General features: G+C 56.7%; 18 protein-coding genes. 1 reads left to right on the top strand and 17 read right to left on the bottom strand.

The genetic code is table 11. The annotated features are described in order from the left end of the window. Position 1: 1 nt before the first annotated feature. Both MKY86_RS05585 and MKY86_RS05580 read right to left on the bottom strand, forming a co-directional pair. Positions 2 to 958, bottom strand: coding sequence for a 3'-5' exoribonuclease YhaM family protein (locus tag MKY86_RS05585; RefSeq protein ID WP_076076858.1), 957 nt, complete (start codon positions 956 to 958; stop codon positions 2 to 4). Positions 959 to 1,150: 192 nt separating this feature from the next. Next, positions 1,151 to 3,442 (bottom strand): FMN-binding protein, encoded by a 2,292-nt coding sequence (locus tag MKY86_RS05580; protein ID WP_340826557.1) that lies wholly within the window; start codon positions 3,440 to 3,442, stop codon positions 1,151 to 1,153. A gap of 485 nt (positions 3,443 to 3,927) precedes the next feature. On the opposite strand from MKY86_RS05580, the gene hemH reads away from it, so the two are divergent. After that, the gene (gene hemH / locus MKY86_RS05575; RefSeq protein WP_076076864.1) at positions 3,928 to 4,953 is read left to right on the top strand and encodes a ferrochelatase; all 1,026 of its coding nucleotides are present in this window, start codon (positions 3,928 to 3,930) and stop codon (positions 4,951 to 4,953) included. A 72-nt stretch (positions 4,954 to 5,025) separates the two neighbouring features. Here the strand turns inward: hemH and MKY86_RS05570 are convergent, their stop codons facing one another. From MKY86_RS05570 to ggt, 15 genes are all read right to left on the bottom strand, one after another. Then, positions 5,026 to 5,481: an IDEAL domain-containing protein gene (locus tag MKY86_RS05570; protein ID WP_076076971.1), complete on the bottom strand. Its 456-nt coding sequence runs from the start codon at positions 5,479 to 5,481 to the stop codon at positions 5,026 to 5,028. Between the two features lie 1,020 nt (positions 5,482 to 6,501). Next, positions 6,502 to 8,310, bottom strand: a complete 1,809-nt coding sequence (locus MKY86_RS05565; protein ID WP_076076866.1) for an adenine deaminase — start codon at positions 8,308 to 8,310, stop codon at positions 6,502 to 6,504. Between the two features lie 95 nt (positions 8,311 to 8,405). Further along, the gene (locus MKY86_RS05560; RefSeq protein ID WP_076076869.1) at positions 8,406 to 9,638 is read right to left on the bottom strand and encodes a pyridoxal-phosphate-dependent aminotransferase family protein; all 1,233 of its coding nucleotides are present in this window, start codon (positions 9,636 to 9,638) and stop codon (positions 8,406 to 8,408) included. 103 nt (positions 9,639 to 9,741) lie between these two features. After that, entirely contained in the window at positions 9,742 to 11,136 is a 1,395-nt protein-coding gene (locus tag MKY86_RS05555) for a Zn-dependent hydrolase (RefSeq protein ID WP_340826554.1), read from the bottom strand. Further along, entirely contained in the window at positions 11,100 to 12,497 is a 1,398-nt protein-coding gene (gene allB, locus MKY86_RS05550; RefSeq protein WP_076076872.1) for an allantoinase AllB, read from the bottom strand. Before allB ends, MKY86_RS05555 begins: the two co-directional genes overlap by 37 nt. A 61-nt stretch (positions 12,498 to 12,558) precedes the next feature. Next, positions 12,559 to 12,957 (bottom strand): hydroxyisourate hydrolase, encoded by a 399-nt coding sequence (gene uraH, locus MKY86_RS05545; protein WP_340826551.1) that lies wholly within the window; start codon positions 12,955 to 12,957, stop codon positions 12,559 to 12,561. Between the two features lie 38 nt (positions 12,958 to 12,995). Continuing rightward, entirely contained in the window at positions 12,996 to 13,514 is a 519-nt protein-coding gene (gene uraD / locus MKY86_RS05540; protein WP_076076877.1) for a 2-oxo-4-hydroxy-4-carboxy-5-ureidoimidazoline decarboxylase, read from the bottom strand. A gap of 52 nt (positions 13,515 to 13,566) precedes the next feature. Continuing rightward, positions 13,567 to 14,496 (bottom strand): ABC transporter permease, encoded by a 930-nt coding sequence (locus MKY86_RS05535; protein ID WP_076076879.1) that lies wholly within the window; start codon positions 14,494 to 14,496, stop codon positions 13,567 to 13,569. 30 nt (positions 14,497 to 14,526) lie between these two features. Next, the gene (locus MKY86_RS05530; RefSeq protein ID WP_143803610.1) at positions 14,527 to 15,642 is read right to left on the bottom strand and encodes an ABC transporter permease subunit; all 1,116 of its coding nucleotides are present in this window, start codon (positions 15,640 to 15,642) and stop codon (positions 14,527 to 14,529) included. Continuing rightward, on the bottom strand, positions 15,639 to 17,171 hold the full coding sequence (locus MKY86_RS05525) for an ABC transporter ATP-binding protein (RefSeq protein WP_076076882.1): 1,533 nt from the start codon (positions 17,169 to 17,171) through the stop codon (positions 15,639 to 15,641). The genes MKY86_RS05530 and MKY86_RS05525 overlap by 4 nt, the downstream gene beginning before the upstream one ends. 107 nt (positions 17,172 to 17,278) lie before the next feature. Further along, the gene (locus tag MKY86_RS05520) at positions 17,279 to 18,454 is read right to left on the bottom strand and encodes a BMP family ABC transporter substrate-binding protein (protein ID WP_076076885.1); all 1,176 of its coding nucleotides are present in this window, start codon (positions 18,452 to 18,454) and stop codon (positions 17,279 to 17,281) included. Between the two features lie 213 nt (positions 18,455 to 18,667). Further along, positions 18,668 to 19,297: an NTP transferase domain-containing protein gene (locus tag MKY86_RS05515; protein WP_076076887.1), complete on the bottom strand. Its 630-nt coding sequence runs from the start codon at positions 19,295 to 19,297 to the stop codon at positions 18,668 to 18,670. Between the two features lie 44 nt (positions 19,298 to 19,341). Then, positions 19,342 to 20,916, bottom strand: a complete 1,575-nt coding sequence (locus tag MKY86_RS05510; RefSeq protein WP_076076890.1) for a PucR family transcriptional regulator — start codon at positions 20,914 to 20,916, stop codon at positions 19,342 to 19,344. 857 nt (positions 20,917 to 21,773) lie between these two features. Continuing rightward, the gene (locus MKY86_RS05505) at positions 21,774 to 23,153 is read right to left on the bottom strand and encodes an amidase family protein (RefSeq protein WP_340826547.1); all 1,380 of its coding nucleotides are present in this window, start codon (positions 23,151 to 23,153) and stop codon (positions 21,774 to 21,776) included. Between the two features lie 499 nt (positions 23,154 to 23,652). After that, positions 23,653 to 25,230: a gamma-glutamyltransferase gene (gene ggt, locus MKY86_RS05500; RefSeq protein ID WP_076076893.1), complete on the bottom strand. Its 1,578-nt coding sequence runs from the start codon at positions 25,228 to 25,230 to the stop codon at positions 23,653 to 23,655. Positions 25,231 to 25,320 lie beyond the last annotated feature (90 nt).

Genomic DNA, 25,320 nt, shown 5'->3' with positions numbered 1-25,320 from the left:
GTTATATCTTCAGCCGGTAGACGGCCTTATTCTCCAGTCCTCTAATGAACGGCGTCCATTCCTCCGTCTCCGGAGTGGTATCAAGGGCGTCCTCCACCATTTGCAGCTTGGCATCCATCGCATCGATATGATGCAGGGCAACCGCTTCAGCCGTCTGCGGCTGGACCGGGCTTCCCCACTCGCCCAGATTATGATGGGATAAGACGAGATGCTGAAGCGCCATGACCTTCTCGGATTCCAGATCAATGCCGGTGCGGATGGCCGCTTCTGTAATCCAGCTTGAAGCCATCGAGATATGTCCAATCAGTTTTCCGTGCACACTGTAGTCCGACACAATGCCGTACTGCGAGATCATCTCTTCCGGCTTGGCGATATCATGAAGGATAATGCCCGCTCTCATCAGATCAGGATTCAGGAACGGACGCTGCTTACACAGGAAATCCCCAATCTCCAGCATACGGACCATGTGATAAGCAAGCCCGGCGAAATAGGCATGATGATGGGTCTTGGCCGCCGGATAATGCATCAGCTTCTCCTCAACCTTCCCTACACAGAAGTTCACAATCGCTGCAATCTCCGGATCGGCAATACTCGCCATCTCATTCTTAATCGTATGGACCAGGTCCACAGGACGCACCGGGGCTGAGCGGATGAAGTCGGTCAGCGATACGCCGTCGGATTCATTGACCAGTCTTAGCTTGGTGATTTTGACCTGAAGCTTCTCGCGATACGTATGAGCCATCCCCCGGACCTTCACCAGCGCCATCGGAAAAAAAGTCTCCTTATCCGTCACGCTGACGTCCCAGTATTTCGCCGAAATCTGGCCGCTGGCATCGCCTAGTACAATATCGAAGTAATCCTTGGGAGGAGTCCCGTTCGTCTGTTTCAGCACCAGTTCTCTAAGCAGATAGAAGCCGGTGAATTCATCCTGCGGGGCTAGCTGTTTGATTAATGTCATTGTGAAGCCTCCTATGACTTACAGGCCTGGGCCTGCTGGGTATATTAGTGTGTATATTAGAGGTTTGACACTCCCTTCCCAAATCCCTTTAAATTACTATACGATTGGCATTTCTATTTATGTCCACACCTGCAAAAAGGGCTGTCCCGGCCATTTGCATGACCCAGGACAACCCTTAGTGAATGGATTCTGTTATTTGCCGGCAGATTCGAGCGCTGCTTTGATCGCTTCTACCGCTTTGGCGGAGATGGCTTTCTGGGCATCATTCGCTCCGAAGGCTGCTGCACGGTACCCGTACTTATGCAGTCCCTTGCCGTTCGAGGTATTCTCGATCTCGTATTTCACAAGCAGCTCATCATCCGTCAGATTATATCTTACCTTACCTTTATCATCCAGGTAGTACACAGCCATAGTTACAGGCACATTATACTTAGTAGTAACCATGACATTTACAGTCTTATCCACACTTGCACCGATGAAAATGCCATCGAAATACGCAGCCTTATCCGTTTCCGTAACTTCCGCTTTACCATAAGCTCTGTCAACGGCTGCCTTCAGCGCATTGCTGCTGCTGGTAGCGCCGGATACCGCATCCACATCCTGAGCGCCTTCTCTTGTGCCTGCGGCCAGGAAGCTGGCGGTCAGCACCGGAATAGCTTTTTGCACCTCAGCATAAGCGGATTTACCCAGATCCACCATGTTCATGCCTACACGGGAAAGGGCCACATTTACGATCTTGCCGTTACGCAGTGTAACATCTGCTTTGTTCGTGCCTTTGTCATAAGCATCACCATAAGCGGTGAAAGTGCCGTCTTTATAAGTGCCTTGTACCTTGGACGCATTGGTCAAAGCATCCGTCAGTGCTGCCTTCGCTGCAGCCGACAGAGCTTCCTGTCCGGCGATATCTGGAGCCTGCACGCCGCTTGCGAGCAGTCCTGCGGTCAGCTTGTCGACCAGTGACTTCTGTTCTTCGGTCCGCTTGTCATCTGCAATCAGCTTACCGTCTGCGCCGAACAGGCTCAGCTTGATGCCCGTTACCTGATCCGCATCGATATCAACCAGCAGCATAACCTTGGACTGATTATCCACACCGGCAAATTTACCATCGAAGGTTTGACCTTCACCCGGAGTCTTCAAGGCTTTCTCAAAAGCGCGCTCTACGGCCTGGTTCCAGCCATGGCTGCTCTCCGTAGCGCCGGAGATTCCATCTACCTTCTCATTATAGTTAGCGATATAAGATCCGTTAGCCAGCAGTTTGGCGGTCATCGGAGCATTCGCCTTCACAACTTCCGCATAAGCGGTTGCCCCTCTGTCGATCAGGTTGCTGCCCAGTCTGAACAACTTCACATCTACCAGCTTACCGTTACGGATCACAACATCCGCTCTCTCCACGCCCACACTTCTTGCTGTACCGTAGGAAGAGTAGAATCCGTCAACATAAGCAGCCTTGTTGTTGATGCTGGCATTCTGTTCGGCATCCCAGAAGGCGTTCACTGCGGCTTTGGTCTCTGCCTCGAAGCCGGCTACCGGCTGCGCACTAGCACCTTTGGCAAGCAGTGCAGGAGTGATTGCTGCAATCGCTGCGGTCTGTTCAGCCGTATATGTTTTCTCATCCACGAAATCTCCGGTAGCGCTCAGCGGATACAATTTCACCGCAGTCAGCTTGTTTGCTTCATAGGTAGCAAACACTGCATATTTGGCCTCAGGGTCTACGCCCATATGGACTCCGTTAAAATATGTGGCATCAGCCGCTTGGTGCGCAAGGGATCGCTCAAAAGCTCTGTCTACAGACAGCTTCCAGCCGTTACTGGTACGGGTTGCACCGGATACAGCGTCAACCGCAGCCGCGCCGTCTCTGGTTTTACCCATCAGTCTGTCTTTCATCAGGCCATAGGCTGCCCACACGCCGCTGTAATTCTCACGGGCATTGCGGTCGATGATCTTCGGGCTGGTTCTGAGCAGCTCGATATCGGCGATCTTGCCGTCTTTGATCGTTACCTTTGCACCCTCTGTGCCTTTGGAATACGCATCTCCATAGGCAACATATACTCCGTCCTGATATACATCCTCGTGTACAGTAACTGGAGCTGCTGTTGCTGCCGGCTTAGCAGTTGCCGCTGGCTTCGCAGAAGCCTTGGCGGATGCTTCCGGTGCAGTGGTTGCTGCAGGCTTAGCGGTTACTTTAGCCGTTGCTGCCGGTGCAGCTGTCGCCTTAGGAGTGGCTGCCGGTTTGGCTGTTGCCTTCGGGGTTGCCGCCGGTTTGGCTGTTGCCTTCGGGGTTGCCGCCGGTTTGGCTGTTGCCTTCGGGGTTGCCGCCGGTTTGGCTGTTGCCTTCGGAGCTGGTTTAGCAGTCGCTGCCGGCGCTTCTTCCGAGGCTGCTGAAACCGCATCCACCTTCAGGTTCAAGGCAGGTAGGTTAATCGTGTAGGCTAATGGCGCGAGCAGCAAGGCTGCGCTTACAGTCAAAGAAATTAATTTTTTCAAATGCGTATTCTCCTTTATTATTCCCCAGTAGTATGTAGCGTTTTCAAACCGTCTTGTTCCGTATCATTTCCTTCTGATTACGAAGAGCAGCCAACTCTCCCTGAACGTCATCCACTCCTTCCTTCATTCCTGCTCGGCCCAGCCCGTGTAAGAAAAGATTCATCTATATATACAATCTTTCAAAAGGTGAAACAATTCACATAATAGAGTGAATTAATTCACATAAGTGGACTTCAAGCTGCTGGTGAATATTTCTGGCTTGATGGTAACAAAATTGAAACTCTTTTCTCTGTGTAGAAAATCACATACCCTATAAGAAACATCACTTTTTTGCAATAGCACAAAATATATACTCCTCTCACCTCTCATAATCTCCCATATCCTCCTTCATATGATAACGGTGAGATATATTATATTGTGTGATTGGACTTGAATATGATATTTTAAAACGATGTCATGTTCATGGAAGGGAGTAACAGCTGCTGATGAATCAATCGTGTATAGGCGTTATTCTTGCTCAGATCGGAACCCCTGACGCCCCGAGCGCCAAGGCGGTCCGTCCTTATCTGAAGCGGTTTCTGTCTGACCGCAGAATCATTGATTATCATCCGCTGCTCTGGCAGCCGCTGCTGCGCGGCATTATTCTGCGTACCCGTCCGCGCCGGTCCGCGAAGCTCTATCAGGAGATCTGGATGGAAGAGGGATCACCGCTGCTCGTCCATTCCAGAGCTCAGCAGGCAGCGCTCCAGGCACTGCTGGGCAGCAGTTATCAAGTCGAGCTGGGGCTTGCTTACAGCACACCCGGCATGGCCGAAGCCTTCCGCAAGCTGGAAGCTTCGGGAGTGACCCGTATCATAGTTCTTCCGTTATTTCCCCAGTATTCCTCAACAACAACAGCTTCCGTCTATGAAGCTGCCAGCTTCGCCGCTCTGGGACGGCATAGCCGCTACGGGCAGGTATCCAAGCGCTTCGTACCGGCGCTGCGGTTCGTAGAAGCCTACCATGATGCCCCAGGCTACATAGCAGCAATGCAATCCTTATTGCAGCGGCAGATCCGCGCGATGAGTGAAGAGCCGGATTATTATGTCCTGTCCTTCCATGGCATTCCCCGCCGTTATGCCGAGACCGGAGATCCCTACCCGCAGCAGTGCCAGGAGACAGGCCGTCTGCTCGCAGAAGCGATGGGCTGGCCCCCGGAACGGTGGCAGCTCTCCTTCCAGTCCCGTTTCGGGCCGGAGACCTGGGTAGGGCCGGCGACTGCGGACACGCTGAAGGAGCTTCACGGACGCGGAATCCGGCGGCCGCTGATTTTCTCACCCGGACTTGTTACAGACTGCCTCGAAACACTGCATGAACTGGCCGTAGAAGGCCGGGAGCTTTTCGCCATGGGCGGCGGGAACGCTGAGCTGCTGGAGGTGGCCCCTTGCCTGAACGATACGGAAGAATGGATCAGCTTCCTTGCGGAACGGGTAGACTGCTCGGCCCAGGGCTGGCTGTCTTCCACTGAATGAAGATAACAAGAACGCCCGGTCTCACGGATGCCATCATCCTGTGAGCCGGGCGTTTTATTTTAAATAGTACGATTACTGAACCGTGAGCTGTTTATATTTGGCAGTCAGTTCCTCGAACCACTGTTTATCCTGCAAAGTCAGGGCAAAATCAATCAATTCGGCAATTTCGTCAGGCTGCAGATCCGGCGAATCCTTGAAGCTGATCTCGGCCGAAGCCGCCGCTTCCCCCTCCGAGCCCTCCGCAAAATCATAAGAGAACATCAGCTTGATGTCACTTTCCAGAAACTCATTACGAAGGAAGTAGAGCACCTCACACATCAGAACAGGTCTGACATGGTTCTCGAACACACAATCCATAACCTTAGCCCAATAATGCTGGTTGCTGAGATGCAGCTTATCATTGGTCAGCAGGTATTGCTCACCCTGATAATCATTGACAAATTTCAGTTCAACCGGCTCCATTTTAAAAATACCGGCAATTTGCTTCCTGGTGATATTCAAGATGTCCTGTGTTTCTAATCTCATCATTCTCATGCACCCCGTTCCTCATGTTTGGACTATCTGTATATGCTGAATTTTGCTGATTCGACAATAATTTTAACTAATTTAAAAGTATTATCGTCTTTTCCGCCCCTATTGTTAATGCTTTTTCATTAAAAACTTAAAATTTTCTGTTTCACACTGCAAAAAATCGGTTAATTATTATCTTTTTTATGCCCACAGACGAAGGACAAAGCGGTGCAGGATATTGTGAAGCAATAGGAATTAACGGTGAATGAAATTCAGGGTGTCTTCAAAGGCCATGGGGCTGATGAGGCCCCTGTTTATTAGTGTATTTGTAATGGAGTATGAATTACGGCGACGCTTAGGAGCACGCTCCGCAAACGGAATGTTGTTCCAATCGCTCTTGTATCCAGATTTTTCTCATTCCCCTAATCGGTGAAAATCCGGATACAAAGGCGACCGCTCCGCTTTTCCACAATCATTCCGCCCGCTCCGCTGTTTAAGAGTGGGAGTATCAAACCCTAATACAAATGCACTGCTGCTCTCCATTTACGTTCGCCCACCTCCGGCGAGTTTAGGTGAACTATACGTGGAATCCAATGTTGTCTCTTCCTTTCCTGGCGGTGCTCCGCCTATCTCTTGCCAATTCTAAGCGTTTTCTCTCACCGACCGATTGTATGGATAGCATTGTTGCACATCTTGCAGGAATTCTCTACAAATGTTACTGGCTGCGGTACAATGTTGCATTATTGGCACAAATTCCGGTGTTTAGAGCAAGATAGCGCTGAATTTGTTGCATTTCTTGCAGGATTTTAGCATTAGCCGCTTCTATGGGGCAGTATTGTTGCACTTCTTGCAGGATTTCTTTATAAATGTTATTAGCTGTGGAGCATGGAGCCATACGTCATCGCAGCAGCACCGATTGTACTCAGTTTTTCGCATAATTTCCTAAACAACAAACAAAAAGCCACCCAGTCTGTGAAAGACTGAATGGCTCAAGATTAGAATACTAGTATATCTTCCCCGGCAGGATGTCCCGCTGCCTTAGCTGACGAACAACGGTACCAGCTGAATTCCCTCTTCGGGAGAAATCCGCACCAGGCCTTTATCCGAGATCCGCAATGCGGGGATAACCGCCAGGGCCAGCAGAGACAGGGTCATAAAAGCATAGTTCAGCGTACAGCCCGCATCATATAGCGCTTTGCTGATGGCAGCGGATTGCGCAGCGGCAATCTCAAATGGCTCTGCGGACATCAGTCCTGCAATCGCCAGCGGGAACAACGTGGTTCCGGCAGCGGTAATCACCGCCACACCGCCCTGCGCTTCCGCCACGGCAGCCGCCGCCTGCGCCATTAGTCCATCATCGTTACCGATGACCAGCACATTATGGCTGTCATGAGCTACGGTCATTGCTATGGCCGCAGGCTCGCGGAAGCCGATGCCCTGCACAACCCCTACGGATTTGTTGCCGGTTCCCTTGTGCCGCTCCAGAACAGCGATTTTGCACAGACCGCCCTGCACAACCAGCTCCGATCCAGCCACAGGCAGGCTCATGATCAGCTCGCCGGTCTCCACATGGTTCTCAATGACCTGGATAACCCGCGTGGACAGAACACCTTCCTCAATGGGCGCGTGGATCACGAAGTCTGCGGGAACCGGAGGCTGCTGCAGATGCACAGAGGCCAGTACTTCATCCGGGTAGGTGTAAGGACTCAGCTCAGCCGTCATGCTTCCGTTCTCAGCCACAACAACGCCAGCCGCAATTGTCATGACCACATGAACATCGGCCAGATTTCCGTCCAGCAGAATGATATCCGCACAGGAGCCCGGAGTGATGGAGCCGATATCGCGGGCTACGCCGAAGCGCTCGGCTGTATTGATCGTTGCCATCTGAAAAGCCGTGACCGGCTTCACCCCCTGGGAGATCGCATGGCGCACGACAAAATCCATATGCCCCTCATCGCGCAGCGATTCGGAGCTGCGGTCATCTGTCACCAGCATCATCCGGCGCGGGTCCAGCCCGTGCTCGGTATGCGCCGTGATGGTTTTGGCGACATCATGCCAGGCAGAGCCGCGGCGCATTTTGGCATACATCCCCAGACGTACGCGTTCGATCACATCCTCCGCTGTCACACACTCATGATCCCCTGTCACCCCTGCTGCGGCATAGACCGGAAGTCTCCAGTCACTCGCCGGCCAGGTGAAATGCCCGTCAACATACCGTCCCGCACGCAGCGTGGCCTGGATCTCTCCGAGCATCTTCTCATCGCCGTAGACTACACCCGGGAAGTTCATGACTTCGCCGAGTGCGATCACATCCTCGCCCCAGGTGTAGGCTTCCGCTACTTCCTCCGGTCCGATGGACGCGCCGGTTGTCTCAAATTCTGCGCCCGCAGAAGGAACACAGGAAGCCACCTGCATATAGGCAGCCAGCGGTGTTCCCCGCATCTCGTCCAGCATCAGCTTAATTCCCTTAAGCCCGAATACATTGGCTATCTCATGGGCGTCGAAGAAGCCTCCGGTCGTCCCCAGCGGCAATACAGCGCGGGCGAATTCAGTCACCGTCAATTGAGTGCTCTCGATATGGCAGTGTCCGTCAATCAGGCCGGGAGCAATGTATCTTCCTGCCGCATCAATAACCTGAGTTCTCTCCCCAATCGTATGGGAGACGTCCTTGCCGACGTAAGCAATGCGCCCGCCTTGTACAGCGACGGACATGCCGTCCAGAATCTCCCCGGAGCAGACATTGACCAGCTTGCCGCCTGTAATGACCAGTGTAGCCTTCTGATCTCCGCGGGCTGTAGCTACCAGCTCAGGCACGCAGTCGGCCAATGGTTGTCGTGTATAAGTCATCATGTGCACTCCCTTCCGGTTATCTATTTAGAAAAAACGGCCCTGACGCCCCTCAAGGGGCGCAAGCCGTCACTTAAACAAATCGCATTGTATGATTATCTTACTTTTGAATCATATACGTCAAGTGCCGCCTGAACGCCCTGTCCGGCAGGTACTGCGTACCCGTGGCGGATAAGCACCGCCTCCAGCGCGCCAAGCAGACGCAGCACATTATTCTCCCGGCAGCTGAAGCCCATGGTACCGATCCGCCAGATCTGGCCTTGTAACGGCCCGAAGGAGCTGGCGATCTCAATACCGAAACGCTGCAGCAGCATGGAACGGACGGATTCCCCGTCTATGCCCGCCGGAATGAGCACACAGGTGACTACTGTCAGCTTGCTCTCCGCCTCCCCGTACAGCTCCAGCCCCATGGCTGATAGTCCGGCAGTAAGGGCTTGCTCATGGAACCTGTGCCGGGCATGCCGCGCTTCCAGCCCTTCCTCCAGGACCAGCCGCAGGCCTTCACGCAGAGCATAGAGCATGGAGGTCATCTCCGTATGGTGATTGAGCCGCCGGGGACTCCAGTAATCCTGCAGCATACTCAGGTCGAGGTAATTACTGCGCACTACAGGCAGCTCGCTGACAGCAGCAGTGTCAGTTCTAAGTCCACGTTCTACCTGCTTGCGCTTCAGCAGCTTGGCCTCGGCCCGGTCATTATACGTCACCGGGGCCATGCCCGAAGGGATGGACAGGCATTTCTGCGTTCCGCCGACCACGGCATCCAGCATCCAGGCATCTGTCTCTACCGGCACCCCGCCGATCGTCGCCACCGCGTCCACAATCAGCAGCGCATCCTGCTCCCGGCAGGCCTGCCCGATCCCGTCCAGCGGCTGTACACGGCCTGTAGAGGTCTCACCGTGAACCATCGCCACCACATCCGGCTTGAAGCTCCGTATAGCCGCAATTACCTCTTCCGGCGGAAAGACGCGGCCCCAGGTCTGTTCTATCGTGAGGACCTCAGCCCCGCAGCGCTCAGCAATCTCATGGAGCAAATGGCCAAAACGGCCAAAGACCGGAACCAGCACCCGGTCCCCCGGCGCAATCAGGCTGACCATCACCGCTTCAATGCCGGAACGCGAAGTCCCGTCTACCGGATACGCCCACTGATTCCTGGTGGCGAACAGCTCACGCAGCATCTCCATCGTCTCGTTCATGATCTCTGTGAATTCGGGATCGAATTGTCCCAGCACCGGATAAGACATCGCCCGCAGCACACGCGGATCAACCTCCACGGGGCCGGGGGTCATAATGCACCGCAAGGACGGCGACAAATCTTCGTACCGCTTCATGATTCTCTCCCCTCCAGACTTTCAGGTGATCAGATCTCGCTATTTATAGCGAAATTAAAATTACAACTCGAAGCTTGGTCGTCGCTGCGGTGAACAGTGTCTCTTATTCGTAAGCTAATCTATATAATATGGCTGTCAGTACTTCCAGTCCAGCAGCGAGTTCCTCCGGGGAGGTATACTCCCCGGGGGAATGGCTGATCCCGCTCCGGCTCGGCACGAAGATCATCGCAGCCGGGCAGCGCGGGGCGAACAGCTGGGCGTCATGCCCCGCACCGCTGACCATGCTCAGATAAGGCTTCTCCTGCTGGAGACAGATCTCTTCAAGAGTCGCGCGCAGCTCCTGATCCATAGGGGCTGGGGCTGTCTCCAGCAGCGGCTGTACCTCAAGCGTGAGGCCGCGCCTGCGGCCAAGCTCTGCGAACTCCGCCAGGACCGCTGCGCAGAAGCGCTCCAGCACCCCGGCTTCGCTATGCCGGATATCCAGCGTGAACTGCACTTCGCCGGGAATCACATTGGATGTACCCGGATAGACCTCGAGCCGACCCGTCGTGGCTACCAGCGGATCACCCGCCGCCAGGGCGGACCGCTCCAGCGCCAGCAGCATCTCCGCACTCCCGGCGAGTGCATCCTGTCTTAACCCCATCGGCGTAGTCCCTGCATGATTGGCCGTCCCACCGACCTTGACAAGATACCGCCGCTGTCCGGCGATAGCCTGCACGACCCCGATTCTACGGGACATCCGTTCCAGAATAATCCCCTGTTCAATATGCAGCTCGACATATGCGGCAATATCACTGCGCACAGGACTATTATTGCGCCAGAAGCTTCTCTCCAGACCCGCAGTAGCTCCAGCTTCTGGCCGCTCACTCCCATATTCGTCACGCCCATATCCGCCACTCTGCTCCAGACCCGCCGCAGCTTCAGCAGCCAACCCTTCATCCCCTGCCAGGCCGCAGGCCGCCATCGCTGCCCCCAGCGTGATCCCATCCGCATCTGTGCAGTCTATACATTCCTTCCCGCTATACAGCCCGGTCACATTCCCCGAGCCCCAGAACGTCAGCGGAAAGCGGCTGCCCTCTTCCTCGCAGAAGGATACCACCGCAAGCGTCCGCAGCGGCGGACCGAAGGTCTCCAGAAGATAGTGCAGCGCAGTTACAGCTGCCGCTACACCATAAGCACCGTCATACCGCCCGCCGTTCACCACCGTGTCAATATGCGATCCGGTCAGGATAACCTTGTCGCTTACCTGAGAACCGGCCAGTGTGCCATAGACATTCCCTACCTGATCCATCCTGACCTCAAGCCCGAGTCCGGCCATTCTCTCCTGCAAAAAATGCTGAACCCCTTGCCACTCCGGCGTATACAGCAGCCGGGTAACTCCAGGACCCGGAGCGCTGTAGGCTGCGAGTTCATCCAGCAGCTTCAGCATCTCCCCGGCGGGGACATGCGGGACCGGCGGCTTCATATCCCCGGCTGGCTGTGCCGGATACGCAGCCATTCTCCTCCGCCGCCAGCAATAACGCCTTCCGCGGCAGTATAGACCATATTGCCCCGGCAGATCGTTGCCGTTACCTTGCAGGATAAGGTCATTCCGACATAAGGGCTATGCCGGTGGCGGTACAGCAGATCCTCTGCACGCAGGGTATAGGCCGCATCTGGATCAAGCAGCACCAGATCGGCATCCAGCCCCGGCGTAATGGAGCCCTTGCGCCCCTCCAGCCCGAACCGCCGGGCAGGAAGCCCGGAGAGCAGCGCCGAGATCTGCGTAACCAGCAGGCCGCGCACATGAACGCCTTCATGGAACATCAATTCCAGACTGCTCTGTGCTCCCGATATCCCGCCCCAGGCTTCCATGAACGACAGCCCGGGCGCCAGCTTCAATTCAGGCGGACAGGGGGAGTGATCGGAGGCGACCAGATCCACCCGGCCCGCAGCCAGCGCCGCCCACAGCCGTTCCCGTTCACTGCTGCTGCGCAGGGGCGGAGCGCATTTCGCCAGCGCCCCGAGAGTCTCCATGCTGTCTTCATCCAGGATGAGATAATGAGGACAGGTCTCTGCGGTAACATCCAGACCGCGCAGCTTGGCCTCATGAATCAGCTCCAGGGCTGCAGCTGTGCTGATATGGACGAAATGCAGCTTACAGCCGGTCCGCTCACTGTACAGCAGCGCCCTGGCTACAGCCTCCAGCTCCGCTTGTGGAGGGCGTGAAGCCGCAAAATCCCTCGCGCTGCTGCGCCCGGCACGGAGTGCCGCCGCCCCCAGCACCGAGGTTATCGCTTCGCTCTCCGCATGCAGGGCGAGAATCCCGCCGGTTGCGGCGATCCGAAGCATCCCTTGATACAGGGTATCATCGTCCACCTCACGGAACCGGCCCTCGCCTTCACCGCCGGGATTCGAGATGAACGCCTTGAACCCGGTAACGCCCGCTGCCGCCAGTCCCTCCAGCTCCTCCAGATTCCCGGGCACCAGTCCGCCCCACAACACATAATCCACCGCCGAGTTCCCGGCTGCGGCCTCCGCCTTCAGCCGGAGCGCCTCCAGATTAACCGTCGGCGGATTCCCGTTCAGCGGCATATCCGCATAACAGGTGCAGCCGCCAGCCGCTAGAGCAGCTGACCCGCTCCGGAAGCCCTCCCAGTGACCGAACGCAGGCTCATTGAAGTGAACATGCATGTCGATTATGCCGGGCAGCACATATTGTCCTTCCGCATCCAGAATTCTGGTCCCGGACGATGCCTGTAAGGCTTCGCCCAGTGCAGCGATTTTGCCATCCTTCACCCCGATCTCAAGCCTGCGGACTTCTCCGGGCAGGACCACCTGTCCGTTCCTGATGATAAGCTCATAACCTTCTTCCTTCATGACAGCCCACCTCCGGTCTATTGGCTTAAGATTAGATGCAGCGGTACACTGAATTGCCGTGTTAACTCCCGCGATAAGTGCTGTATCCTCCAGGTGCAACCAGCAGCGGTACATGGTAATGGGCGGAGGGGTCCGGCATATTGAAGCGGATCGGAATCTGGTCCAGGAACGAGACTACAGCGCCTGCTCCCTCCTCCTCAGCCTCCGGTTCTCCGGCACCAGCCTGAGCGCCCCGGAAATAATCCCCTGCCATGAACAGCAGTTCATAGCTTCCGGCCTGCATTTCTTCTCCCGCCAGCAGCGGAGCGTCCAGCCTGCCATCCTCATTCGTCACCGCCTCACGAAGCAGCACAGGCCCTCCGGTACTCAGCCGCCAGAGCTGAAGCGACAGGCCCGCAGCAGGCTTGCCCTGTGACAGATCCAGCACATGAGTTGTCAGCCGTCCGTTCCTTTCAGACAATTGCGTCACCCTCCTCCTATAATATGCAGTGCCCTGCTCTATTCCGCCCCCAGCAGATCCTCCAGCCGAAAACGAGTAATCGCACCAATCTCCAGCAGCGCCTGTTCCTGCTCCTCCTCAAGCGAACGATCCACACGCTCACCGATGGCGCTAAGGATCTCTTCTTTAGTTTTGCCCCGTACGGCGAAGATGAACGGAAAGCGGAATTTCGCTGTATAGGCGGCGTTCAGCCCGGTGAGCTCCGCGAATTCCTCCGGTGTCAGCCGGTCCAGTCCGGCCCCCTGCTGCTCAGCCGCCGACAGCGGACTGACCGCAAGCCTTGTCGCCAGATCCGGGTGAGCTCTAAGCAACGCCAGCACCTGGTCCGGCTCCGCCTGCCGTGCTATCTCCATCATGGCAGCATGCAGCTCCTGCACCGAATCGAACGGACGCCTGCTGTACACCCCCTCTGCTACCCAAGGGGAGTGCTCGAAGATGCCGCCGAGCTGCTCCACGAAGTCTTTTTTTACCATCGAGTTCATCTGCTCCAGAGTCAACCGGTCCGCCGGTATAGTCATAGGCCAGCCCCCATCCCTCTAATTTGTATATTTCCGCCTGCGCCCTTCCGGCCTAGAACCGCTGTTCGCGGATATAAGGTGTTCCCAGTGATTCCGGCGTACCGGAGGGCTTGTTGCGGTTGCGGTATCCCAGATACATCAATACGAGAATGGTTACGACGTAAGGAATCATTTTCAGAAAATAAGACGGCACCGCACTCCCCAACAGCTGAATACGGAAGCCCAGCGAGTCGAGTGCTCCGAAGAAGTAGGCGCAGAAGAGAGCGCGCAGCGGATTCCATCTGGCGAAAATCACCAGACCCACCGCGATCCAGCCCCGTCCGGCGGTCAGCCCTTCATTCCAGGTCGGCGCATATGCCAGCACCATATCCGCACCGGCCAGCCCAATCAGCGCCGCCCCGGCAGTAACATAACAGTAACGGATCAGCTGCACACGAATCCCCATGACGTCCGCAGTAGCCGGATTGTCGCCGACTGCCCGCAGATGCAGCCCCCACGAGGTATGGTGAATCAGCAGATGCAGCACAAGGACGAGCAGAAGACTGAACCAGGTCAGCATATCCAGCCTTCCAAAAAGCTCCCCGAGCACCGGCACCGGCTTCAGTATCTCCAGATCCAGCTTGGGCAGACTGCCGGGAAGCGGAATGCCGCTGATCGACTTGCCCACATAAGCGCTTAAGCCGCTGCCGAACAGCGTCATAGCCAGACCCGACATCGTCTGATTCGCCCTCAGCGTGACACATAAGAAGGAATGAACCATACCCAGAAGAGCGGTAATGGCTACCGCCGAGAGCAGCGCAAGGATCAGATTCCCGCTGCGGATGTAGACGATGCAAGTCGTCACTGCCCCCATCAGCATCAGCCCCTCCGCACCGAGCTGGATAATGCCGGCCCGTTCGGTCAGAATGCCTCCCAGCGTAGCCAGCAGCAGCGGTGTTCCGGCGGAGATGGCGGCGATTAATAACTGTGTAGTGAAATCCATGAGTGAACTCCCTCCTGTACGAGAATGCTGTTATGCGCTCCGGCGGATGCGGAACCGGTGAACCATGTCGCCGGCAATCAGGAAGAACAGGATCGCGCCCTGTAGCATTTCCGATATGGACGAAGGCAGTCCGATGGTCTGAACACTATAGCCGCCTACAATCAGGCCGCCGAACAGAATCGAAGTCACAATCAGGCCCAGCGGGTTCAGCTTGGCAAGCCAGGCTACGATGATCGCCGTATAGCCATAGCCCGGTGAGATTCCCTGCATCAGCTTATGCGTAACCCCGGACACCTCGGCCATGCCGGCAATCCCGGCAAGACCGCCGCTGATCAGCATGACGATGATAATATGCTTCTTGATATGGATGCCTGCATAACGGGCCGCTGTGGGATTGGCGCCGATCAGACGCAGCTCATAGCCCCAGCGGGTGAACCGGATCATCAGATAATAGATCAGCACAGCCACAAGGCCGAAGACCAGCCCGATGTGCAGCCGGGTGCTGCCAAGCACCGGCAGGGACTGTGCAGCGGTGAACATCGGCGAACCCGGGAAGTTGAAGCCCTTCGGGTCCTTCCAGGGGCCGAACACTACATAATCCAGAGCCAGCAGGGCCACATAGTTCAGCATCAGCGAGGTAATCAGCTCATTTACACCGAAATGGGTTCGCGGCACTGCCGTCATCAGACCCCACAAAGCTCCGGCCGCTGTACCGAAAACCAGCATCAGCGTGATGGACCAGAAGGAAGACAGGTCCGGGAAATAGATCGTTACCGCAGTAGCCGCCATAGCGCCTACTGTCAACTGACCCTCTGCCCCGATATTCCACACAGAGATCCGGTAAGCTACAGCAATACCTAGCCCGCAGAGCAGCAGCGGAATAGCCTTGACCATGGTTTCAGTGAAGCCGTAGGAGGTGCCGAAGGCTCCCCGGAACATTTTCTCATAGACGACCAGCGGGCTCATTCCATTAGCGGCGATGAACACCGCACAGAGCAAGAGTGCCAGAACAACGGACAGGATGGGCGTCCACCACGGTGAACGGGTACGGCTTGAATCATATTCCAGCCTGAGGGAGTACCACCTCCCGCTACGCCCCGCCACTCGTGTAAGCGTTGCAGATTCATTTCCAGGCTTCGGACTCATACGGCACTTCCCTCCCTGCTCCGGATACCGGCCATCATCAGGCCGATTTGTTCCCGGTCCGCCTGCTCATGATCGCTCTCGCCTATAATTGACCCGCCATAGATCACCAGAATACGGTCGGATAACTGCAGCAGCTCATCCAGATCCTCGGAGATCAATAGCACTCCGCTACCGGAGCTGCGCAGCTCCATCAGCAGCTCATGCACCCCTGCCGCTGCACCGACATCCAGCCCTTGCGTCGGATGCACGGCCACCATCAGCTTTGGACGGTGGCTGACCTCACGGGCGAACAGCAGCTTCTGCTGGTTCCCGCCGGACAATTGCTGCACGGGAGTATCCAGCTCCGGCGTCTTCACATTGAAGCGGCGGACCAGCTCCTGCGACCAGGAGCGGTTCCTCGCAGCCTTCAGGAAGCCGAACCGGGAATGCTCCCCGCTGCGGTAAGACTTGAACAGCAGGTTGTCAACGGACCCCAGCCGTCCGGCAAGACCGCTCTTCATCCGGTTCTCCGGCACATGCGAGATGCCCGAATCGATCGCTCCTCTTACCGAAGCTGTTTTTACAGGACTGCCGTCAAACCGGATCTCGCCCGTCCTCCATGCTCTTAGCCCTGTCAATACCTCCGCCAGCTCCTTCTGCCCGTTGCCCGCGACACCGGCCACGCCCACAATTTCGCCTTCATGAACCGTAAGCGACAGGGCATCCAGCGCCTTGCGGCCATGATCCGCAGCCACCTCCAGATCGCGGACGATCAGCAGCGGCTCTCCGGCCGTCGCCGCGCGCTCCTGACGGCTGATCGTAACCTCCCGGCCCACCATCAGCCGGGCCAGCTCCAGCTCATCCGTCTCGCCCGTCATCAGCGAAGCAATCATTTTCCCCTTGCGCATCACGGAGATGCGGTCCGAGGAGGCCATGACCTCCTTCATTTTATGCGTAGTCATGATCACTGTCTTGCCCGCCTGCTTCATCACCTGAAGGGTCTCGAACAGTTGCTCCGCCTCCCCCGGCGTCAGCACCGAAGTCGGCTCATCCAGAATGATGATGTCTGCCCCGCGGTATAGCGTTTTGACAATCTCAACGCGCTGCTGCTCGCCGACAGACAGCTGCCAGATCGGCCGGTCGACGGGAAATTTCAAGCCAAACCGTTCTCCAAGCGCCTCTATCTCTTCATGCTTACGCTTCATCCATCTGCTGCCGCGCCAGAAAGACGACTTTTCGCCAAGCACGATATTCTCCGCCGCTGTAAGGCTCTGCACCAGTCTGAAGTTCTGAAAGACCATGCCTACACCGAGCAGTGCCGCATCCTTCGGGGAACGGATTCTGGCCGGTTTGCCATGAATGAGAATCTCTCCTGCGTCCGCCCGGTACACTCCTGACAGCATGCTCATGACTGTGCTTTTCCCTGCCCCGTTCTCCCCGAGCAGCGCGTGAATCTCCCCCGCATTTGCCGAAAAATCAACTTGATCGCTGGCCGTTACAGCACCGAATGTCTTCACTATCCCGCGCATTTCAACCGAAGGGTCCTGCATAATACTACGCTCCTTTCCGGGTAGTTATAGTACAGGTGGGGAAGGCTCCGGTATCCGGAACCCGCCCCACCCGTAAGGCTGTGCTGTATGAAGATGTGTAGCAGCTGTTATTGCGGAATCGTGCCCTCGACACCCTTGACCAGCCAGTTCATGCCAAGCACCTCTTCAAGGGTCAGCTTCTGACCGTCCTTAACAGTTACATTGCCCTTGTTGTCCGAGATCGGTCCGGTGAAGACCTCCAGCCCGCCGCTGATGATTTTGGCCTTGGCGTCCTCCACCAGCTTCTTCACATCCTCGGGAACCTTGTTGCCGAATGGCGCCAGCTCCACCATGCCGTCCGCCATATCGCCAGAATACTGCTCACTTTTCCAGGTTCCGTCCATCACAGACTGTACAGCTTTTACATAATAAGGACCCCAGTTCCATACAGGGTTGGTTAAGTAGTTGTCCGGTGCATACTTGCTCATATCCGAGTCATTTCCCCCGGCAAAAGCTCCCCGTTCCGCCGCAGCCTGAAGGGTAGCCGGTGAATCCTGATACGCCAGCAGGACATCCGCTCCTTTGTCGAGCAGGCTGATTGCCGCCTGACGTTCCGTAGCAGGGTCATACCAGGTATTCGTCCAGACCACATCCACCTTAACCCCCGGGTTGACGCTCTGCGCACCCAGCGTGAAGGCGTTCAGATTATAGATCACCTCGCTGATCGGGAAGGCTCCCACATAGCCGAGATGGTTTTTCTTCGTCATTTTGCCTGCTGCGATCCCTGACAGATAGCTGGCCTGATAGTTTTTGCCGAAGTAAGTCCCCATGTTTTCGGCGGTCTTGTAGCCGGAGGCGTGCAGGAACTTCACGTTAGGGAATTTGCCAGCCACATTCAAAGTGAAATCCATATAGCCGAAGCTCGTGGTGAACACGATGTCATGGTTCTGTGCAAGCTCTGTGATGATCCGCTCGGCATCGGCGCTTTCCGGTACATTCTCAACGAAATCCGCCTTGATCCCAAGCTCCTTCTCCATATACAGGCGGCCCTGATCATGCTGATACGTATACCCGCCGTCACCCGGAGGCCCGATATAGACAAAAGCAACCGTCGGCTTTTTCGCTGCCGGCTCTGTGGTTGCCGCGGCCTCGCTCCCTGCCGGTGTGCTTGCCGCCGAAGGCTCTGTCGTTGCTGCCGCACCCGTATTAGACGCCGTATTATCCTTTGCGCACCCCGTCAGAACCACCGCCAGCAGGAACATCGTGATGATGCTGAATTTGAATGCCTGACCCCTTTGTTTCATAATTCTCCTCCTCCAGGATATCTCTTCTAATGGCTACAGCCATTAATGTATCTCTACTATACTGAGGCGCAGCACTTACGTAAATTTATATAACATAGCTTTGTGTGGTTGGATAAGAAGAGGGGGCCGATTTTGTGCTTCATGCACGAAGTCATCTCAAATTAAACTTAAATACTGTGATATTACCTTACATATCTTTAAAAAATAGCGAATTCACTGTCTATTCCCGCTCCGCACGCTCCATTCTCTGCTGTACTCTCCGAAGCTCTCCGGCAGCCCGGTCTCTGCGAAGGCCTGAACAGACTCTTGCGGCAGGATGAGCCCCTTATACTCCTTGGTCCGCATAATGGCAGCTACGCCCTCTTCATCGTCCAGCTCTTGAAGTCCGCCGAACAGCGTGCTTGAGAACAGAGTAGGCGGCATCAGCAATCCTTCTTGCGCACTGGTGACATAATCAAGCTCCGGGTGCTGCTCATACGCTTGGATGAACCGGCGGATCTGAGCCGCTGCCACAAACGGCTGATCTGCCGCCGCAATGACCACCGCATCCGGCTGAAGCGAAGCTACAGCATTCAAGCCGCAGCGCAGTGAGAAAGACAGGCCCAAATGAGCCGTCAGGCAAGTCTCAATCCGCCGCATATTCTCCGCCATCCCGGCCGGCGGCAGCCAGCCCAAAGGATCATCCGCGCGAACCACCACAACCAGCGGCACAAGCCCGCAGGTCTCCAGCTCGCTGAGCATCACCGCAGCGGCTGAACCCGCACCCGCCCTGTTCAGAGAACCTTCAGAGGCCCCTGCTCCATTACTGCGGCCTGCCGCCAAAAAGATTCCGGCCACCTTCATTGTTCTCCACTCCTTTTTTTGGACAATCTGCTGATGGACGGCTGTTATTCGCGCTCCAGCATTCTGCGGAACAGGAATACCAGCTTCAGCTTCATGAGATCATTGATTTTTTTGAAATCGACATCCAGCAGCTCACTGAGCTTCTCAATCCGGTAAGTGGCCGTATTGCGGTGAATGAACAGCTTCTTGGCCGTCTCGTTCACATGGCCGTCATTCTCCAGGTAGACCTCCAGCGTGTGGAGCATCTCCTTAACATATTCCGGTTCCCGGCTAAGCAGCCCCCGCAGGCTGCCGTTATAGTAACGCTCCATGGTCTCCGCCGGAATCTTGCTCAGCAGAAGATCAAGCTCCAGCTGGCGGTAATGCACCACATTTCCCTGTGCGCCCCATTGCCGGGCCATGCCCATACATTCCTTAATCTCGGCAAAAGCTTCCTTCAGCCCCTCCGGCTTCAGCTTCACGCTGCTGACAGCCGCCTGCGGATAATACCCTTTATCGAACTTCAGGCTGTCGAAGCATTCCTGAATCATTGCCCGGAACTCCTCCGGCTGATGCGGCCCGGCAGGGTACAGCGACACCAGTCCCTCCTCCACCAGGAAGTGGACCGCCTGCAGGCCATGCAGCACCGGATGCTCCGAATACTCCTCCTTCAGCCGCAGCAGCTCTGCCTGCCGGGCTTCTCCCGCAGCAGCCACATCGGTAAGCAGCAGTTGATACGGAGACTGGAGCAGCGTAATCTCCAGCCGGAGCGCTGCCTGCTCCAGCTCAGCGTATTTCAGCCCGTCCTTCAGGAACCGCCGCAGCAGCCCGCTGAATTCCCGGTGTCCGGCCTGCTCGAAATAATCCTCCAGTCCGGTATGCATATGATAAGAAATCAGCTCTGCCCCCTGGACGAACAGACTTTCCTCCACGGGCAGCAGCAAAGGATCAATATCGCAATAATGTAGGTAACCCAGGCATTTCCCGGCCTGTAGCAGCGGAAGCCGGTAGCCTGTGCCCGTGCTGAGCCGGAAGCGCTGATTGCAGGGCTGCCAGGGCCACCCTTCCAGCAGCTCACTTTCGGTGTACCCCGAGTTGTTGAATACTACCGTTCCGCGGCTACTGATTACAGCCAGCGGATAACCGATGATCTCGGAGACGGTGTCCAGCAGCGGACGGCTGCGCCCGGAACGCAAGGCAAGACGCATCAGCAGCCGCTGCTTCTCCATCATGCTCTGCAGGGTGCCCACGCTGCGCGACAGCTCCGCGCGGAACAAGCCGTTCATCTGGTCGGAGAAGGTGAACTGCAACGGCAGCTCAATCAGCGGAAAATTCAGCTGCTCCGCTTCCGCAATCAAGGGCGGCGGCACAGCCTCCCAGAACCGGCCCAGCTTGATGCCCAGCCCCGCTGACCCGCGCCGGTTCAGCATCTGCAGCAGTGCCGAGGCATCCTCCGGGCTGTCCTTGATCAGATAGGCTGTGGTCAGCAGCATTTCCCCTTCCTTGATCCAGTCCGAGATATCGGGAGCATCCATGACATTGATCGATTTCACAATCCTGTGCTTCCCCTTGGACCCGGCAATCAGCTTCGCTTCGGATAAAGGATAAATGGACAACGCTTCTTCCACCGTAAGATGCATAGCCACCCCTCCTTCTGTACCTTCATAATAGGTTTATTCGAGTCATATGTTACTTTATGTAACATTATAGATAAAATGACCGCTGTTGGAAAGAGAAAAGTTAGAATTAGGCTTCCTTGCGTTAGGTAACATAACATTTTGGGCGGCGGCGACTCTGGATTGGTCCCATGAAGCTGCATATGGCCCACGTATCTTCGCAGTTGCCGGATGTATGCTGTTTTTCGCATACATTGGGACCGTTCACCCGGCACCGGCCAAATTGTATGCTGTTTTCCGCATACATCCGGACCACTGTCCCCCGCACCGGCCGGATGTATGCTGTTTTTCACATACATCCGGACCGATCCCCCTGCACCGGCCCAATGTATGCTGTTTTCCGCATACATCTGGACCACTCACCCCCATACCGGCCCAATGTATGCTGTTTTTCGCATACATCCGGACCGATCCCCCCGCACAGGCTCAATGTCTGCTGTTTTCCGCATACATTCGGGCCGCGCACACCCTAACCTGCACATTGCATGCTGTTTTTCGCATACATCTGGACCGATCCCCCCGCACAGGCTCAATGTCTGCTGTTTTTCGCATACATTCGGGCCGCGCACACCCTAACCTGCACATTGTATACTGTTTTTCGCATACATCTGGACCGATCCCCCCGCACAGGCTCAATGTCTGCTGTTTTCCGCATACATCTGGACCACTCACCCCCATACCGGCCCAATGTATGCTGTTTTTCGCATACATCTGGACCACTCACCCCCATACCGGCTCAATGTATGCTGTTTTCCGCATACATTGAGCAATCAGCAAAAAGCCCTGGTTCTCTTCGTTCAGAGAACCAGGGCTGTGACTTCCTACTTCCATACCTCCTGTATCCATGACAGGAGCCTCAGATCTTGTCCGTGTCCGCCGATGACGGACAGCCCCAGCGGCAGTCCGCCGGGTCCGGGCACCGGCAGCGTAACCTGCGGCAGCCCGGCCAGTCCGGCCAGGCAGCTGAGCATCATGGCGCTGCTGCGGCTCCGCTCCAGCTGCCCGGGTCCGGCGCCGCGCAGCGGGGCCGGACCCGGCACGGTCGGAAGGACGAGACAGCCGTCCTTCCCGACCAGCGCCCGCAGCCGCTGAGTGATCCGGCTGCGCAGCATAGCGGCCGGGCTGTGATCCGCCCCGGCCAGCCCCGCCGCCCAAGCGAACCGGGCGGCAATGTCCGGCCCGAAGACCGGCTGCTCCCGCCCGATCCACTCCCCATGGGTTGCCCAGATCTCGGCACCCTGCAGCTCGCGGAAGGCGTCCATCCAGGTCTTCAAGCCTTCAGGGGCAACCACGGCTTCAGCAGCCTGTAGCGAAGCGCCTGCCTGAAGCTTGTCCAGCCCCCGCCTCAGGTAGTCTGCACAGTCCTGCTCCACAAGCGCCCAGCCTTCCGGGGGAAAGAACATCCGGGATATTTGAAGGTCACCGGCTGACTTGTCAACCGCCTCACCGCCGCTCTGCTCCATACTATTCTCCATGCTCTGGGCATCTACGCCGCTGTCCACAGGCCCGAACTGATCGCCCGCCTTCTTCCTATCCTCCCCGCTACAGGCAGCTCCGCCACTGTCCGCATTTTCGAGCAGAACGCTCACTTTCTTCCCACTCACTCTGCCCTGAGCATCACCACCGCTGTCCGCAAACCCAAGCAGAACGCGCCCTGTTTTCAGCATCAGCTCCGTGCTTCCAGCGATCCAGCCCACCGTGTCAAAAGCCGGGGCCAGCGGAATAACCCCCTCCAGGGATACCGCCCCGTGAGTCGGACGATAACCGAATACACCGCAATAAGCCGATGGAACCCGGACAGAGCCGCCTGTATCCGTCCCGAGGGCAAAATCCACACTCCCCGAGGCCACAGCCACCGCTGACCCGCTGGACGAGCCGCCGGGAATCCGGTTCTCCCCGTGCGGATTCACCGGCGTACCGTAATGATAGTTCTCTCCGCCCAGGCTGTACATCAGCTCATCCGTATGGGCAGCCCCCCGCAGCGCAGCTCCGGCTTCCAGCAGCCTGCGCACAGCATCTGCATGAACAGCCGCAGGTTCGTGGCTACGCAGCCAGTCCGGGTTACCGGCGGCAGAGCGGTGCCCGGCCACTGCGAAGACATCTTTTACCGTGAAGGCCAGGCCATGCAACGCCCCGTGCCCGCTGCCGGGAATCTCCAGCTCCGGGACCCGGAATGCACCGTGCCGATTATCAAGAACCATGCTGTTCCACCCTTTCCCTCCCGGACAACCCCGGTTAATCACACCCTGCCTCCCTAATCACTCTGCCTTCTTCTCTTCTAGCAGAGCAGGTAAGGGATGAAGCTTCGTTCAAGCCGAGCATTCGGCGATAGTTGTATTCTGTACATCTAAATACAGTGAAATGAAAGGTTTCCCTCTTCTAAATGTACTCTGTGCAACTAAATCCGCCCTAATGGGCGAAAATCCAAGTACAGCAGCATTTTATTTGTACGAAATACAGCTAAACGGAGATTCGGCGGCACATTCGAGGAATTAGTTGTACAGATTGCAATTAAGCCTCCCCTTTGCACCCTGATCGGGGCGCGGCAAAAATTCAGCAAATGTTTAGTTAGCAAGCGATTAGTTAAAGCGAATAGTTAAAGTAATTTTCACAAGCTGAAATCTGATGCTCTATTAGTCTTACTGTCTTCCTTTCTTCCAGTTCCCCTTATTTCCTTGCTCCCGTCACCCATTCGATCCCCTACCACCCGATAGCCGCCCCATCAGAGCGTGGGTCCGTTCCCCCGCTGCGGTAGCCGTTACCGTCAATCGAGATCGCATGGGCGTGCCCCATCACCCCGTCATAGCTCTGTGCCTCACGGACCAGATGCCCCGCCTCCGCCAGCTCCGCCCGCACGGCTTCCGCCACCCGGTTCTCGATCCGCAGCTCCTGAGTCGGCTCTCCCCAGGTTCTGCCCCAGACGAAGCGGGGTTCACTCACCGCAGTCTGCGGGTCCATCCCGTAGTGAAGCATGCGCGTGAGCAGCAGGGTCTGCGTCTGCGGCTGTCCTTCACCGCCCTGTGTGCCATAGAGATAAGCCGGCTTCCCGTCCCGGCAGGCCATCGCCGGCATCAGCGTGTGGAAGGTGTGCTTGTGCGGCTCCAGCGTATTCACATGGGCGGGATCAAGCGAGAAGAAGGACCCGCGGTTCTGGAGCAGAATTCCCGTATTCCCGGCCACAACCCCCGACCCGAATTCGAAATACAGACTCTGGATGAACGACACCGCGTTGCCCTCTTCATCCACCACCGCTGCGTAAGCCGTATCCCTTCCAACCGGTTCGCTGCTGAGAGCAAGCGCCTTACGGGGAGAAATTGCCGCCGCGAGTTGAGCAGCATAGGGCTTACTCAGCAGACGGTCCAGCGGAATGCTGCTGAAGGACGGGTCAGTGAGCACCTGGTCGCGGTCACGGAAGCTCAGCTTCAGCGCCTCCACCAGCAGATGATAATATTCATAGGAACCATGCCTTATCTCCGCGAAGTTAGAATGCTCCAGGATATTAAGCGCCATGAGCGCCGTGAAGCCCTGCGAGTTCGGCGGAACCTGATAGACGGTATGCCCATGGTACTCCGTCTGGAGCGGTTCTTCCCAGCTTCCCTGGTGGTCCGCGAAATCATCGCGGGTCAGGTAACCGCCCGAAGCCTGCATGTAATCACTGATCTCTTCCGCAATGCTCCCTTTATAAAAAGCATCCCGGCCTCCCGCCGCAAGCTGCCGCAGCGTCCCGGCCAGCTGCCGCTGCACAAACCGTTCTCCCGCCGCCGGTATCCGGCCGCCGGGAAGATACACCGCCGCCGCTTCAGGCGACAGCGCGGCTCCGGCCAGAACACTGCCGCCATGCTGGTCCGGCGACAGCGGAAAGCCCCCGGCGCTGTAGCCGATAGCCGGCTCCAGCACCTCGGCCAGGGTCAGCCGTCCATACTCCCGCTGGACGGCTGACCAGCTATCCGCCATTCCGGGCACCGTAATGGCGCTGCGCACACCCCGCCGGGGAATGGCCTCTTCCCCGGCATAGCAGTCCCGGCGGACGGCGTAGCCCGAGCGTCCGCTGCCGTTGTAGGCCCGCACGCGCCCTTCGCTCGCGCTGTACCCCAGCCAGAAGGCGTCGCCGCCGAGCCCGGTCATATGCGGATAGACCACAGCCAGCGCCGCGCTGACTGCAACGGCCGCATCATAGGCGTTGCCGCCTTTGGCCAGAACTTGCGCGCCCGCCGCCGAGGCCAGATAGTGCGGGCTGACCACCATCGTTTTCGTTCCGATTACAGGTCCTCTGCTCATATGTCACCCCCGCCTCCCTTCCCTGCCGCTTAAGTTAGTGTCATTTAACAGCAGGACCTGAACCCCTGTCAACGGCTTCCGCAGGACCGT

Origin of the sequence: Paenibacillus sp. FSL R7-0333, assembly GCF_038000365.1 — a bacterium.
Taxonomy (GTDB): Bacteria; Bacillota; Bacilli; order Paenibacillales; family Paenibacillaceae; genus Paenibacillus_AQ; species Paenibacillus_AQ silagei.
Note: the sequence above shows the minus strand (reverse complement) of the source record. Positions and strands in the feature narration are given on the sequence as shown.